This window comes from Rickettsia fournieri, assembly GCF_900243065.1.
Taxonomy (GTDB): Bacteria; Pseudomonadota; Alphaproteobacteria; order Rickettsiales; family Rickettsiaceae; genus Rickettsia; species Rickettsia rickettsii.
On sequence record NZ_LT978482.1, the window covers coordinates 40,940 to 56,193 of the forward strand.

Below are 15,254 nucleotides of genomic sequence, written 5' to 3' on the forward strand. Positions count from 1 at the left end.
CTAAGCTCTTATTCCTTGATTATACTTTACCTCAGATACTTTCTTCACTTCACTTTTTATTTCTTTAGCTATTTCTGAGCTTGGACTTACATATTGCATTACTTGTTTATCCCTTCCTATTGCATTTAAGTAATCTTCAGGGACGAGATGACTTTTACCTTGAAAATCATATACTACTATATCAGAAAATCTTTGATCACCAAGATTATAATTAGGATCAAATTTATTCTGTATAATTTGTAAATCTTCTTGTATCTTCTGCTCTATTGCTGCTATGCAAATCTTGTTACTATAGAGCATACAAGAATCTATACCTTTTTCTCTGTAGATTTGTATTGCGGTATTGATATTCTCTGCTGTGCCAAACTTTGCTAGAGCTTGTATTTGCTGTTGCTGCAAATTATTTAGTCCGTTATTATCGTTATTTACCATTTTTGAAAATAATAATTCTATAGATGTAATTTGGGATTTGCTATTATCACTTGCTTTCAATGATGATTTAAGGCCAGCTACATTGCTAGCTGCTGCTGTTAATTTTGCTATTTCAGGCTCTATAAGCTTGTCTATAGATTCTGCTCCTTGAGATTTTAACATATCATTAAAATCACCTTTTTCCGGTGGTCGTATTATTGATACAGTCGCTCCTTTGCTAATTAATTCTTCTTGAGCCTTAATTACAGTATTAACTGATACTGCTTCTTTGCCATCGTTATCAGCAGCAATTATTATTCTCTCACCTTTGAGAGGTTCATAGTTCCTGATGTTACTTACACCTAAACTACAAAGAATTTTGCCTTTAATACCAGCTTCCCTAATACTTAAAGCGGTCTCGAGCCCCTCTGCTATAATCGTTACATTACTTGCTGAATTGTTGCCATCTTTACTGTTTGGTATGTTCTGCTGTTCATTATTTTTACTAATCTCAACAAAAGAACCTCTGATTCTGCCAAATGAACGTTTATTAACCTCAATATCAGCTTTATTATTTGTGTCTTTGTTTAAATAAATTGATTGTCCACCGGTAATATTACCATCTTTATTTCTAGCAAAAGCAATTAATGCAGGATAATATTGTTTGCTATTACTGTCCCGCATCATATTGGTTCTAAGATCATTATTTAGTTGATATCCTGTTAATATTTTTTTAATTCCACGATGTTCTAATAAATATTTTTTTGCTATATTATTTGGCGTCATATAGATTATAGAATCTGATTTTTCATATAATTCTTCAGCTCTCTTTATCTTAGATATTTCAGCATATTTCGCTTGTTGATCTTGATTCTTAACTTTTTGGTCAAATTGCTCTTTTATCTTATCTTCTAATAACTTGCTATTGTTTGATATACCAACCATATCTTGTAAATATTTCTTAGCTTCTACAAAATCACAATTTTTTTCTCTTTGTACTAAGGTAAATAAATCTCCTCCCTCTCCTTTACTAAAATCATACCATCTGCCAGCTTTACTGCCACCTATCCTCATCACTATTTTGCCATCTTTCTCCCAACGTAACACTTGACTATTTGATAAATACTTGTTTGGACTGCCTAGCAAATTTCTACCTATTTCTTCCGCTTTAAATGATAATCGTTGCTTTAATTCTACTACTTTTTGTTTATTAATAGAATTTCTATTTTATTCTTTGCCATAATATCCTCTTGTAACTTAACACTTATTGTTGTATCTTGTTTATTACAATTCGTAAGGTTATAAGAAGAGCTTTTTCGCTCTTCTTGGGATTTATGGATTGTGGCAAGATTTGTGCTAGTGCTTCTTAGGATCTCTGCTACTTTAGCAGGTTGCTTTAACTTCACTCTTAAGTGATAATAGTTATCATTACTGTGTAATCTATCCTTAATATCTTCTACTACCTCTTTAAACCAATTACCTACTTTATCTATAATATTAGGACTCTTATTTTGATCTTGAATCGCTACTAATTCTTCTAAAGTTTTAAAATTAATACTAGATAGCCTATTATCTATTTTGCTAAGTTGTGATATTAAACTGGCCATATTCCTGGTAACCTTTCTATTATAATAGAGCTTTACTTCCTCTATATGCCTGGTCATTGCAACATAAGAATTCCTACTATTTCCTGCTAGATTATGTAATACATAGACATCTTTAATTGATGCTCCTTGAGCCTTATATACTGTAGATGCATAGCCATGTTTAAAGCTTACTTCTTGAGGATTAAATTCTATTTCTTTCCTACTATCTGTTTTAGCAACAAACTTATCGTTACTTACTGAAGTAATTGTTGCAAATTCACCATTTTCTATTTGTAAATCTTTGTTAGTTGTCTTAAACAAAATACGATCTCCTGCCATATAATCTTCATACTGCTTAAGTGATAGATAGCGTCTATACCCTTTACCGGTAAGCAAGCCTTTAGCTTTTAATAACTCCCTGATCCCTTGATTAATACTATCTACTTCAGCATTACGCATGGTAATTATTAAACGCTCATTTAGAGCAAATTTGCTGTTGCTCCAATCATTAATTAATCTTGCCATTGATTCTTCTAATGTATGATCAACCTTTAAACCATTATGCTGTTCTAGTAATTGCAAACCACCAGTAATATCTGATTTGGCAAAAAGCATGGCCATTTCTCTTGCCCATACTTTACTTTGTCTTCTAATGTTACTTAATTCATATGAGCCAAATTTACTAGCTAATACTGCAAACATTCCTCCTCGCTCAACGGAAGTGAGTTGTCTCTCATCTCCAGCCAGTATCAGATTGCAATTATTACTCCTTGCTACTTTTAGTAATTCTAAATAATCACTATTACCTACCATTCCTGCTTCATCTACTACTAGCAGGCTATTTCTTGGTAGCTCAGCTTTACCATCCGATGCTGCTTTATGAGTAGGAGCTAGTCCTATAATATTTTGTCCATGATGAGTAGCAATTTTATAAGCCTCAGCAAGTACTTGCGACTTACCGGTGCCAGCTCTACCTTGCAAGATCCTAATCCCTTGATTATTAATTAAAATATGCTGCAGACTTTCTCTTTGTGCTTCATTAACACTTGCAAGATTATCGATAGCACTTTTAAGCTTAATAACATTATTAAAATGAACCTGGCTATTTACCTTATCAGCTATTCTAACTATCCTTAATTCTTCATCCCGTATGTCTATAGTAGTATAGTATTACCCAAATCAATCGAGGGCGAAGAAGCCCTGGTATTGATAAAATAGTTGTTAATACAGATAAAGAAAGAAATTTGTTAATGGAGAAGTTAGCAAATAATAATCTATCATCTGTTAAACCGATCAAGCGTGTGTATATTCCCAAACGAAAAGGTAAACTTAGACCTTTAGGTTTACCTATTATGGGACTGTTGCGAGATAATTTTTAATAGTAAAATGAGAGGAAAACAGATAAATAAATATTTAGCTCTGTCCAAATATTTTTAAAAAGAAATTCTGTTTAATATTGAGATAAAATTTATTCAATAGTATAGTAATTTAATAGAGATTTGTTTACAGAGTTAGGATTTTTATTAACAAATTTCTCTAAGCTATTAAAGTTGTTAAAACCACTAATCGTTTTAAATTAAAACATATGGCATTCATAAATTCAGAGAATTGATTTTTGGCAATTCCTATATATCTAACCCGTTTATTATCTTTTGAAAATACCCTCTCAAAAGGTGCTCTGATTTTCGTATAATATTTATCAAGGTCAAAATTCTTATCTTTCATATTATTTTTCTTTATTGAGCAAAGATGGAACCCCTTTTTAGCTGCTGCATTCTTGGCAGAGATTGTACAATAACCTTTATCAACATATGTAGCACCGGAGCTTGGCATAACATGCTTAAAACCTTTGCTATCAGTAACATTTGCAGGGGTAACTGCAACCTTATTGATCATTCCTGATTGAATATCGACACTCACATGTTTTTTATAACCATACCAAAATTTATTTGCTCCCTTACAGCCAATTTTAGCTTGTTTATCCTTTACAACCTTAGGCAGAGTCTCATTATTCAATTTATCATATTTTTGTGTTCTTAGTTTATCACGTTCCTCCCAAAGATTAGCTTTTGAGATTAAATGAGAAGCATCTACAAAGGTAAATACTTCACCCATATAGCCTTGTGCTCGTAGTTGATCTCGGAATTTTACAAATATTTTTGATAGTAAATTAGTGCCTATTTTTTTACGTATTTTACTAAATACACTATAATCAGGCGTCTTCTCTGTAAGAGCAAAATCACAAAACCATTTTGCCGCTGTGCTATCAGCTAAATAACGTTCCAATTCCCGATCCGATAAGTCTTCCATAAATTGCAGCAGCAAACATTTAAACAGCCTCACTATACCATAGCCTTTATAGTTAGCTTCGCATTCTACTGCTAATAACTCAGCTTCAACTGCTTTAAAATTGAATAAACTTTTGAATTTACGATATTGATGATCCACACTTATTAACTCATCTAAACTTACCATTATCATTTGATACTCAGACATATGAACATATTTTTTGTTTTTTTTAATTATACCTGCTATCCTCTCATCTCGCAACAGTCCCATAAAATAATCGAAGAGATGGGATGGGTAAGAAATGGTCTAGGAGTTCAGGTTGATATTCATCAGCCACATGATGGAGAAAAGAATTGGCATGCTCATCTGCTTGTGACTACCAGAAGATTTACAGAAAATGGTAAAGCTTTAGGAGCTAAGGCAGTAGATTTAAATCCTAAATTTGCCAAAGTTAAGGGCAAAGCATTTATTATCCCAGAAGATCAGATAATTCATGAGAGAGCTAAAGAAGTAATCAATAAATATTTTGCTCAGTTAGGTTTAGAAAAACGTGTGGATCCCATAAGTTTTATGCCACAGCAACATATTGGCCCTACTAGAATGAGAAGTATTATTAATGAAATATCTGAGCAAAATAAAATATGTAAGCTAGCACATCTTGAAATCATTAAAGGAGCAGATGGGGTATTAAACCGTATTATTCGTCATCAAGCTATTTTTACTAAATTGGATATGGAAAAAGCAGTAAAAGAAATCCCGGAAGAATCAGAAAAGCAAAAACTGGTAAAGGAAGTATTACATTCAGATAGGCTGGTAAAACTATATAATGAAGATGGCACGGATACTAAATACTATACTACTATAGACATACGGGATGAAGAATTAAGGATAGTTAGAATAGCTGATAAGGTAAATAGCCAGGTTCATTTTAATAATGTTATTAAGCTTAAAAGTGCTATCGATAATCTTGCAAGTGTTAATGAAGCACAAAGAGAAAGTCTGCAGCATATTTTAATTAATAATCAAGGGATTAGGATCTTGCAAGGTAGAGCTGGCACCGGTAAGTCGCAAGTACTTGCTGAGGCTTATAAAATTGCTACTCATCATGGACAAAATATTATAGGACTAGCTCCTACTCATAAAGCAGCATCAGAGCTTACAAGTAAAGGTTACCGGCAATGTTATACAGTAAAAGGATTTTTATTTAAATTATATAATGGCAAAGCTGATCTGCCAAGAAATAGCCTGCTAGTAGTAGATGAAGCAGGAATGGTAGGTAATAGTGATTATTTAGAATTACTGAAAGTAGCAAGGAGTAATAATTGTAATTTAATACTTGCTGGAAATGAGAGACAACTCACTTCCGTTGAGCGAGGAGGAATGTTTGCTGTATTTGCAAGTAGGTTTGGCTCGTATGAGTTGAGTAGAATTAGAAGACAAAGTAAAGTATTGGCAAGAGAAATGGCTTCATGCTTTGCAAGATCAGATATTGCCGGTGGCCTGGAGTTATTAGAACAGCATAATGGTTTAAAGATTGATCATACATTAGAAGAATCAATGGCAAGATTAATTAATGATTGGAGTAACAGCAAATTTGCTCTAAATGAGCGTTTAATAATTACCATGCGTAATGCTGAAGTAGATAGTATTAATCAAGGCATCAGGGAGTTACTAAAAGCTAGAGGTTTACTTACCGGTAAAGAATATAGACGTTATCTATCATCTGAAAAGCATGAAGATTATATAGCAGGAGATCGTATTTTGTTTAAAAGTACAAATAAAGATTTACAAATAGAAAATGGTGAATTTGCAACGATAACTTCAGTAAGTAATGATAAATTTATTGCTAAAACAGATAGTAGGAAAGAAATAGAATTTAATCCTCAAGAAGTAAGCTTTAAACATGGCTATGCATCTACAGTATATAAGGCTCAAGGAGCATCAATTAAAGATGTCTATGTATTACATAATCTAGCAGGAAATAGCAGAAATTCTTATGTAGCCATGACTAGACATATAGAAGAGGTAAAACTTTACTATAATAGGAAAGCTACCAGGAATATGGCCAGTTTAATATCACAACTTAGTAAAATAGATAATAGGCTATCTAGCATTAATTTTAAAACTTTAGAAGAATTAGTAGCGATTCAAGATCAAAATAAGAGTCCTAATATTATAGATAAAGTAGGTAATTGGTTTAAAGAGGTAGTAGAAGATATTAAGGATAGATTACACAGTAATGATAACTATTATCACTTAAGAGTGAAGTTAAAGCAACCTGCTAAAGTAGCAGAGATCCTAAGAAGCACTAGCACAAATCTTGCCACAAGCCATAAAGCCCAAGAAGAGCGAAAAAGCTCTTCTTATAACCTTACGAATTGTAATAAACAAGATACAACAATAAGTGTCAAGTTACAAGAGGATATTATGGCAAAGAATAAAATAGATTATAATGCTATTAATAAACAAAAAGCACTGGAATTAAAACAAAAATTATCATTTAAAGCTGAAGAAATAGGACGAAGCTTACTTGGTAATCCAAATAAGCATTTATCAAATAGCCAGTTACTTCGCTGGGAGAAAGATGGTAAAATAGCAATGAAGATAAATGGCAGTAAAGCCGGCATATGGTATGATTTTAGTAAAGGAGAGGGAGGAGATTTATTTACCTTAGTACAAAGAAAAAGAAATTGTGATTTTGTAGAAGCTAAGAAATATTTACAAAATATGGTTGGTGTGTCAACAAACAGTAAATATCTAGCAGTAAATTTAGCAGCAAACAAAAATCAACAAATTAAAACTCAAACAGAGCAAGAGGCTGAAATAGTAAAAATTAATAGAGCTATAAGCTTATATGAAAAATCAGACTCTATAAAATATGTCATGCCAAATAATGTAGCAAAAAGATATTTATCAGAACATCGTGGAATTAAAGAAGTATTAACAAGATACCAACTAAGCTTTGATCTTAGAACTGATATGATGTGGGATAATAGCAGTAAGAAATATTATCCTGCAATAATAGCATTTGCCAGAAATAAAGATGGCAATATTACCGGAGGTCAATCTATTTATTTAAATAAAGACACAAATAATAAAGCTGATATTGAGGTTAATAAACGTTCTTTTGGCAGAATCAGAGGTTCTTTTGTTGAGATTAGTAAAAATAATGAACAGCAGAACGTACAAAGCAGTAAAGATGGTAATAATTCAGCAAGTAATGTAACGATTATAGCAGAAGGGGTAGAGACGGCTTTAAGCATTGCAGAAGCTGGTATTAAAGGCAAAATTCTTTGTAGTTTAGGTATAAGTAACATCAGGAACTATGAGCCTATCAAAGGAGAAAGAATAATAATTGCTGCCGATAATGATGGTAAAGAAGCAGTATCAGTTAATACTGTAATTAAGGCTCAAGAAGAATTAATTAGCAAAGGAGCGACTCAATAATACGACCACCAGAAAAAGGCGATTTTAATGATATGTTAAAATCTCAAGGAGCAAAATCTATTAGAAATCTTCTAGAGCCTGAAATAGCAAAATTAACAGCAGCTAGTAATGTAGCTGAACTTAAATCATCATTGAAAACAAATGATAATAGAAAATCACAAATTAAATCTATAGAATTACTATGTTCAAAATTTGCAAATAACGATAATAACGAACTAAATAATTTGCAGCAACAGCAAATAAAAGCTCTAGCCAAGTTTGGCACAGCAGAAAATATCGATACTGCTATGCAACTCTACAGAGAAAAAGGTATAGATTCTTGTACTGCTTATAGTAACAAGATTTGCATAGCAGCAATAGAGAAGAAGATACAAGAGGATTTACAAATTATGAAAAGTAAATTTGATCCTAATTATAATTTTGGTGATAAAAAATTTTCTGATATAGTAATATATGATTTTCAAGGTAAAAGTCATCTCGTCCCTGAAGATTACTTAAATGCAATAGGAAGGGATAAACAAGTAATGCAATATGTAAGTCCAAGCTCAGAAATAGCTAAAGAAATAAAAAGTGCGGTAAAGCAAGTATCTAAGCACAAGCTTAGTCAAGGAATAAGAGTTTAGAGTATAGTGTAATAAATATTTATCAAGTTTAAAAAATGTAAATATATGAGTGAACAAGGAAACCTGCTGGGTGATCCAGATAAGGATAAGAAGAAAGCTAAGCATGATAAGATATTTCGTAAGGCTCTCGAGAATCCTCTAGTTGCCCATGAGTTCTTTAATGCACACTTGCCCCCAGATATTAAAAGTTTAATAGATTTTCCTAGTTTAGCAATGGAAAATACCACTTTTGTAGAAAGCTCTTTAAAAGATTCTATCTCTGATGTTTTATTCTCATGCAAATTTGATAAACAAGACGGATATTTATTTTTGCTTGTAGAACATCAATCAAAAGCAGATCATTTTATGGCTTTTAGGCTATTTAAATATATGATTAATATTTGTGAGCGATATTTAATACAAAATCCTAAAGCTAAGACTTTACCATTAATATACCCCATGATATTCTTCAATGGTCAGGAGAAATATAATGTTGCAAGGAATTTGTGGGATTTGTTTGCCAATAACAAATTAGCAAAAGAATTATGGATTAATGATTACCAGTTAGTGAATGTCCATGAAATTCCTGATGAAGAGTTTAAACAAAGGATATGGTCAGGGATATTAGAATTTTTTCTCAAGCATATACATGAGAGAGAATTATTAAAGAGATGGCAAGAAATATCAGATATATTACCGGAATTAACAAAAATAACGATAGGCTATGATTATCTAGAAATGATATTATATTATACATTGACGAAGATAGAGCAAGCTGATAAAATAAAACTAGAGAATTTATTATCAACAAAGTTAAATCCAGAAATAGGGACAAGGCTTATGAGAAGTTTAGCAGAGCATTGGCAACAAGAAGGAAAAGAACTAGGTATTCTTGAAGGCTTACAAGTTGGTGAAGCTAAAGGTATCCAAATTGGAAAAGCTGAAGGAAAAGCTGAAGGGGAATATAATAAAGCAGTAGAGGTAGCAAAGAAAATGTTAGCTCAAGGTTGCAATATTGCTTTAATTTCTAGTGTAACCGGTCTTGATGAAGCTTTTATTAGTTCTTTAGAGTAAACATATTTCTTGTAAAATTTACTCTGCTGTTTGAAAAATCATTTATAAAAAATTCTGAAATAACAAAAAAGTTTTTTATACACAGCTTACCTCTAAAACTCGTAATACTAAATGAGCGATTTAAAGGGGCATTATAATAGGATTTTTCTTTATAAGGTATCCCTTCCTATCAAACAATTAAAATCTTTTAAAAATGCCATTAAAATGGTTTTATCTTTTTAGATTTAAATCAAGTTTGTAAATTCATTTGTAATTTAGTAATTGGGAGGTTACCCGCAAGTTTTACATAACAGGTAAGATCTTCTAGATTCATAATTTCAGATGGCATTACTAATAATTTTCTTCTTTCTAGGTGGTTCATATTCACTCCATCACGCATGGAGTTAGCTCCGTATGAGAGACTTTCTTGAGTTTCAATAATTTCTTGCTCACCAAGCATTAAAGCTGATTTATGTGCTGTCTGCTGATCACTTACTCGAAAAATAAATTTACTGCCAAATAGATCAAGCATTGAAGCTGCTCCTGCATGACCATATATTTCCTCTAATTGATGAATGTTTTGCATGCCTGCAACAACGCAGCCACCATATTTCCTGCTTTCAGCTAAAGCTATAGGGAGTGAAGATATCTTTTGTAAAGCTGGTAGCTCATCAATCACAAACCACATATTACTATGAGTATTATTGATGTTCCTATTCATTAATGCTTTTATCGCTATGCTAATCCATGCAGCAATAAGTGGTCGTAGCATTACTCTTTGATTAGGAGTACTAGTTATAAATAACCAACCTTTGTCCGCAGTAAACCACTTTCTAATACTAAAACTACCATCAGGCTTTAAATGTTGCAGAGCTTCAATATTTTTACTAACAGTTGCTTGAATACCTGAAGAAGTCTCAGGTGCACTACTGCTAATTATACCAGACACTGCACTGTTTTTAAAGATCCTAACAAATTCTTTATTATTTGCATAAAGAATAGTATTTATTAGCTTTTTGATGTCTTTACTATCCTGGTATAATCTTAATCCTTCAGCTAATACTAACTCAGCACTTTTAGCAAAAAAATCATCTAATTTGGGATTATAATTGCTAAAACTACTGGCTATATCATTATAATCCCAAATGTCATGACAATCATTCCACGGTAGCCATGCTGAAGTATTCTCTTGCAAGGGATTAAGTATCTTATCACATTTGGGATCAAAAAATCGATCAGTAAAGCTACCTGTTAAATCAACAATAATTGCTCTACCACACTCTTTTCTAATCTGAGGTAATAGCTCATTTATCATATTGGTTTTACCGCTACCTGTAGTACCGGTAATAAGAATATGTCTTCTCTCACTATCTTTAACCAATGGTAATCCAGAAAAGCAAATATTAGCAGCTTGTTTGTTTTTATAAAGCATTTTTGCTAAAATACTTGCTTCGACAAAATCTGCTCCCCTAATCTTATCTTGGATAACAGCTTTTTTACCTCGATACATAAAAAAGATTATAGCAGTAAACAGACCAATAGTAAAAGTAATAATACCTTCTTGCCAAGCTGAATGCAATAAGAATTGCCCAAATTGATTGATATTATGCGAATGCGGTGTAACATGCCAAAATTTATGAACAAATTCTTCAGCATTACGGTAAACCCAAGCTTTTTGCTCTAAATAATAAAATTTAATACCTATTTGATCTATAGGATAAAAATGTTCTCCTATAGCAAGTTTTAACTCCGCATATCTCTCTATAATAAAATAATATAAGCTTACTAAGGATAATTTCTGATATATACGCCACATTAACCAAACTACAGTAAATACTAACCCGGCTATTAAAGCATTAATACTGCCTTGCCCAAGCATTCTCATCTGATGAGCAAAAATTTGTGAACCACGAGTAAAATTATTTTGATTTTGTGGTTGCATAAATTATAAATTATTTTTTAATATCTTTAATTTTTCTTCAAACTCATTAGCCATCAGATCATTACCTAATTGCTTTAAAGCTTTAATTATTGCTTCATATTCTTCTATCAGATTAGATTTGTATTTAAGAGCTAAGTTAAAATTTTCTTTAGCTTCTTTATGTTTACCTAAATTAACTAAAGCAATACCTTTTTCTAAGTAACTTTCAGCATAATTAGATTTATACTTAATAGCTAAATCATAGCTCTTAATTGCATCTTGATATTTACCTAATTTTCTAAAAGATGTACCTTTGTTACAATATGCCGATGCAAAATTTGGTTTATATTTAATAGCTAAGTCATAATTTTTAATAGCTTCTTGCTGTTTACCTAATATACTGAATATACACCCTTTTAAATTATATGTATCTTCATTGTCACATTGATATTTGATAACTGAGTCAAAATTTTTAATGGCTTCCTGATACTTTCCTAGCTGCATTAAAGATGTCACTTTATTATAATAAGCGTTTGCATAATCAGGTTTATACTTAATCGCTAAATCACAGTTTTCTATTGCTTCCTGATACTGCCCTAAGTTTATTAAAGATATCCCTTTATTATAATATGCTTCTGGATATCGTGGATTATATTGAAGTGCTAAATCATAATTTTCTATTGCTTCTTGATATTTTTCTAAGTCATTTAACACACTACCTTTATTATTATAAGCTGTTGCAAAATATGGCTTATATTTTAGAGCTATATCATATAACATGATTGCTTCTTGGTATTTACCTAATTTTTTATACGATACTCCTTTATTATTATATGTCTCTGCAAAACTAGAATCATATTTAATTGCTAAATCAAAATTATTAATTGCTTCTTCATATTTTCCTAAATCATTTAATACCATGCCTTTATTGTTATAGCACTTAGCACAATCAGGTTTATATTTAATTGCTAAATTATAATTGTTAATTGCTTCTTCATATTTACCTAATTTATAAAATGCTCTACCAATATTCAAATATTCTTCTGCTAAAATGTTTGGATCCTGAATTTTGCTTTGTTGATCGATTTGTTGTTGTTTTGCATTAGTAGGATTAATCAAGTTTTCTGCAAAAGCAGTACTGAAAAATATTAATGATAAGATAAATATGAATGCTAATTTTTCGATGTTTTGCATAAATCTATCCTCAATTATTTTCATTTTTATAGCCTGGTAGTTTAATGTTTCTTTTCTTTATTGCCTTATCACTAATGCCAAGATTATCCGCTATTTGCTGGCCAGTTCTGACAATTGTTGATTCAGGAGTTTTATTAAATTCATCTTCAATTTGTTCCATCTTATCTTTTACTTTATCAGATAACTGCTCAAGAATCTTTACTTTTTCTACTTCATTATTACCTACATTATTAATTAGCATTTGTTTTACATTTTTATCATAAATATCATTTTTTCTATCATCAATACTACTAATAGCAGCTTGATCATTTAATCGTTGTTTATTTTCATCAAAACTTGATCTCAAGCTTTCTTTAGTTAGAATATTGATATTACTTTCAGAATTTAAGTTTTGCGGTATAGTATTATTAATTTTAGCTATGTCTAAAGCTATTTGCTCTGCTTCTTGTCTATGATTATTAGCCCAAGTAGCAGCTTGCTCTTTGCTACTTACTCCAGGGATATTTTTAGCAACTATTGCGTTTAATACTGGTTCATTTAAATTACGATCAATAGCAGCAGAGTTTTGTGCTATATAATTCATATTATAACTTAATTGCTCGATATTTTGTTTAGTTTGTGCTATTTCTTGCCCTACAGATTGTTGCTCAGAAAAATTACTATTTAGATTATTGCTAAGTGACTGCGTATTACTATTTGCACTGCTTAGTCTGCCATCTTTAGTAGCACTTTTAATCTTAGATAATGCTTCATTATATGATTGCTGTTGATTTACTGATTGCCCTTTATCTTGTTCATGTTGATTAGTTGATGTAACTCCAATAATTCCACTACCAAACATAGTATTCACACCAATACTTCCTGTAGTGCTAGTACTAGTTCCTTTTCTATTACTACTACCTGTATGATCAGTAGCAGATGTGCTGTCTGAATTCATCTGCTGCAAGGCTAGATACTGGCTATCAGTAATACCAATGGATTTTGCCTCTTCATAGCTTAATCTCTTGCCTATTTCAGTTGCTATAGAATTTCCTGTAGTAGTTAAATCACTATATCGATCATTGAGTGAGTCAAGATAATTTTGTGAACTCATAAACTGAGATTGATAACTATCCTGTAATAATTTAGAAGAGCGGTAATTGTTAACAAGTGAGTCTACTGCTTGAGTCAGCACTTGTCTACCGTTATCAGTACTGGTTACTCTCATTCCTCCATCATCAATAATCCCTCCTGCCAATTGCAGAGTTGGGGTAAGATTTTGCTGAGCAATTGTTCTATTACCGATGCTATAATTATCCATAGCAAGGTTATTATCAGCAATATTAGCACCAATATTACTTGCAACCGGTACTGGAGAAAATTGATTGGCCAAAGTAGTTGTTGCATGGGCACACGCCTTTAATACTGCCCAGGATAACATCGGAACTGAAGCTGCTAGCATCTGAAACGTTGCAAACTCATGCAACAGAATTTCTGAAAAACTCCCCTGTGATAAGATATTTAAACCAGTAAGGTGATTTGCACTTTTACCAGCTAGGCTAATCATCCCTAAACAATGAATTACGGTAAAAAATACTGGCCAGCTAGTTACCCAAATAATCAAGGTTATCCAGGTCTTAAAGATAGTATAACCGCCCGGCAGCAGCGACATTGGAAATACTACAAAAATGAGACAAATCACCAAGGCAAAAAATACTGATTGTAAGATAGGCATTATATTTGCTGCCATCTCTCCTGCAATAAGATAGGAAAATGATTGCTGAAATAATCCGCGGGTAGCATTCATACTAACTAACTGAGGATATATTCTAGGAAGTGAGAATTTTTCTCGCAAGTCATCATAAGCTTCACGATTAGCATTAAGTAACATTGCTTGCCTCATCCACTGATGAATATCTGTTTGTTCTTTTTTTAGATATTTTAGAGTGTCAGAGGTCATAGTTTGTAATCTGCTAGATAATATCTCTTGCCTATCAGAGGTAATCCCTATGATATTTGCAAATTGAGTCAACAAGCCATCATTTAATTCTTTATTAACAGCTGCCTTAATTAGAGGAGTTACCTGCCTGCAGGTTTTAAAAGAAATAGCAGAATTACTTGGATCTTTATAATAAATACCAAAATTATTGGGCATATTTTGCTCGATAAAAGCAATGATGTCACTTGCTCTTTGTGCTTCTGCTTTTTTACCTAAAATATTACCAATTATATAAGGTTTCATAAAACATTGTCTTAAAAATTCTTTTGTATTGCTTAAAGTTACTGGATCCTCTATTTGAATATCTTTAATTTTACCAATTACTTTTGCTCCAAACATAATCCCATTCTTCCTGCTTGATAACCCTTCATTAGGTGGAAGTAAATGCTTTTCGAGCGTCTCTGATAAGGAATAACTTATTTTTGATGATACTGACGCAAATAAAGCAACACCTATTGGAATATTATCAATTTTCACAGGAGCCTGCATTGATATTTCATCCTTAAGCCACACCTTTGCTTTTGGAGCAAATAAAAATACAAAAATAAAAAAAGATGGAAAAAACCACTCCACGGCAAAAATACCGATATTGCCTCTAAAAATAGCACGAGTTGCTGCCCAAATTCCACCAATTGTCAAAGCAAATTTACCTACCGGTGTAAAATACTCACTATTTGAGCTAAATACTCTTCCTATGCCATTAAAAACTTGCCATAATATATCTCCCCAAATATATGTATTACGTAATCTGCCATATTCTTTTTATATTTTTA

6 protein-coding genes and 2 pseudogenes are annotated in these 15,254 nt (G+C 31.8%); 3 read left to right on the forward strand and 5 right to left on the reverse strand.

From position 1 onward, the window contains the following. Positions 1-3,167, reverse strand: a pseudogene (locus C4Q30_RS00280) (AAA family ATPase); the annotation flags it as partial. Positions 3,168-3,247: 80 nt separating this feature from the next. Between C4Q30_RS00280 and C4Q30_RS10140 the strand changes: the two are divergent. Beyond that, positions 3,248-3,376: a hypothetical protein gene (locus C4Q30_RS10140; RefSeq protein ID WP_280641656.1), complete on the forward strand. Its 129-nt coding sequence runs from the start codon at positions 3,248-3,250 to the stop codon at positions 3,374-3,376. 157 nt (positions 3,377-3,533) lie between these two features. Here C4Q30_RS10140 and C4Q30_RS00290 read toward each other — a convergent pair whose 3' ends face one another. Next, a complete protein-coding gene (locus C4Q30_RS00290) occupies positions 3,534-4,550 on the reverse strand; it encodes a transposase (RefSeq protein WP_245207395.1) in 1,017 nt (338 codons plus the stop codon). Here C4Q30_RS00290 and C4Q30_RS00295 point away from each other — a divergent pair. Next, positions 4,551-8,356: pseudogene (locus C4Q30_RS00295) on the forward strand (AAA family ATPase); the annotation flags it as partial. A 45-nt stretch (positions 8,357-8,401) separates the two neighbouring features. Beyond that, positions 8,402-9,409 (forward strand): Rpn family recombination-promoting nuclease/putative transposase, encoded by a 1,008-nt coding sequence (locus C4Q30_RS00300; protein WP_103896851.1) that lies wholly within the window; start codon positions 8,402-8,404, stop codon positions 9,407-9,409. A gap of 229 nt (positions 9,410-9,638) precedes the next feature. Here the strand turns inward: C4Q30_RS00300 and C4Q30_RS00305 are convergent, their stop codons facing one another. Genes C4Q30_RS00305 through C4Q30_RS00315 form a run of 3 tightly spaced genes read right to left on the reverse strand, consistent with a single transcriptional unit; the run spans position 9,639 to position 15,213 of the window. Continuing rightward, positions 9,639-11,330 (reverse strand): type IV secretion system DNA-binding domain-containing protein, encoded by a 1,692-nt coding sequence (locus C4Q30_RS00305; protein WP_103896852.1) that lies wholly within the window; start codon positions 11,328-11,330, stop codon positions 9,639-9,641. 3 nt (positions 11,331-11,333) lie between these two features. Then, a complete protein-coding gene (locus C4Q30_RS00310) occupies positions 11,334-12,503 on the reverse strand; it encodes a tetratricopeptide repeat protein (RefSeq protein ID WP_103896945.1) in 1,170 nt (389 codons plus the stop codon). A 10-nt stretch (positions 12,504-12,513) separates the two neighbouring features. After that, a complete protein-coding gene (locus tag C4Q30_RS00315) occupies positions 12,514-15,213 on the reverse strand; it encodes a conjugal transfer protein TraG N-terminal domain-containing protein (RefSeq protein WP_410525777.1) in 2,700 nt (899 codons plus the stop codon). Positions 15,214-15,254 lie beyond the last annotated feature (41 nt).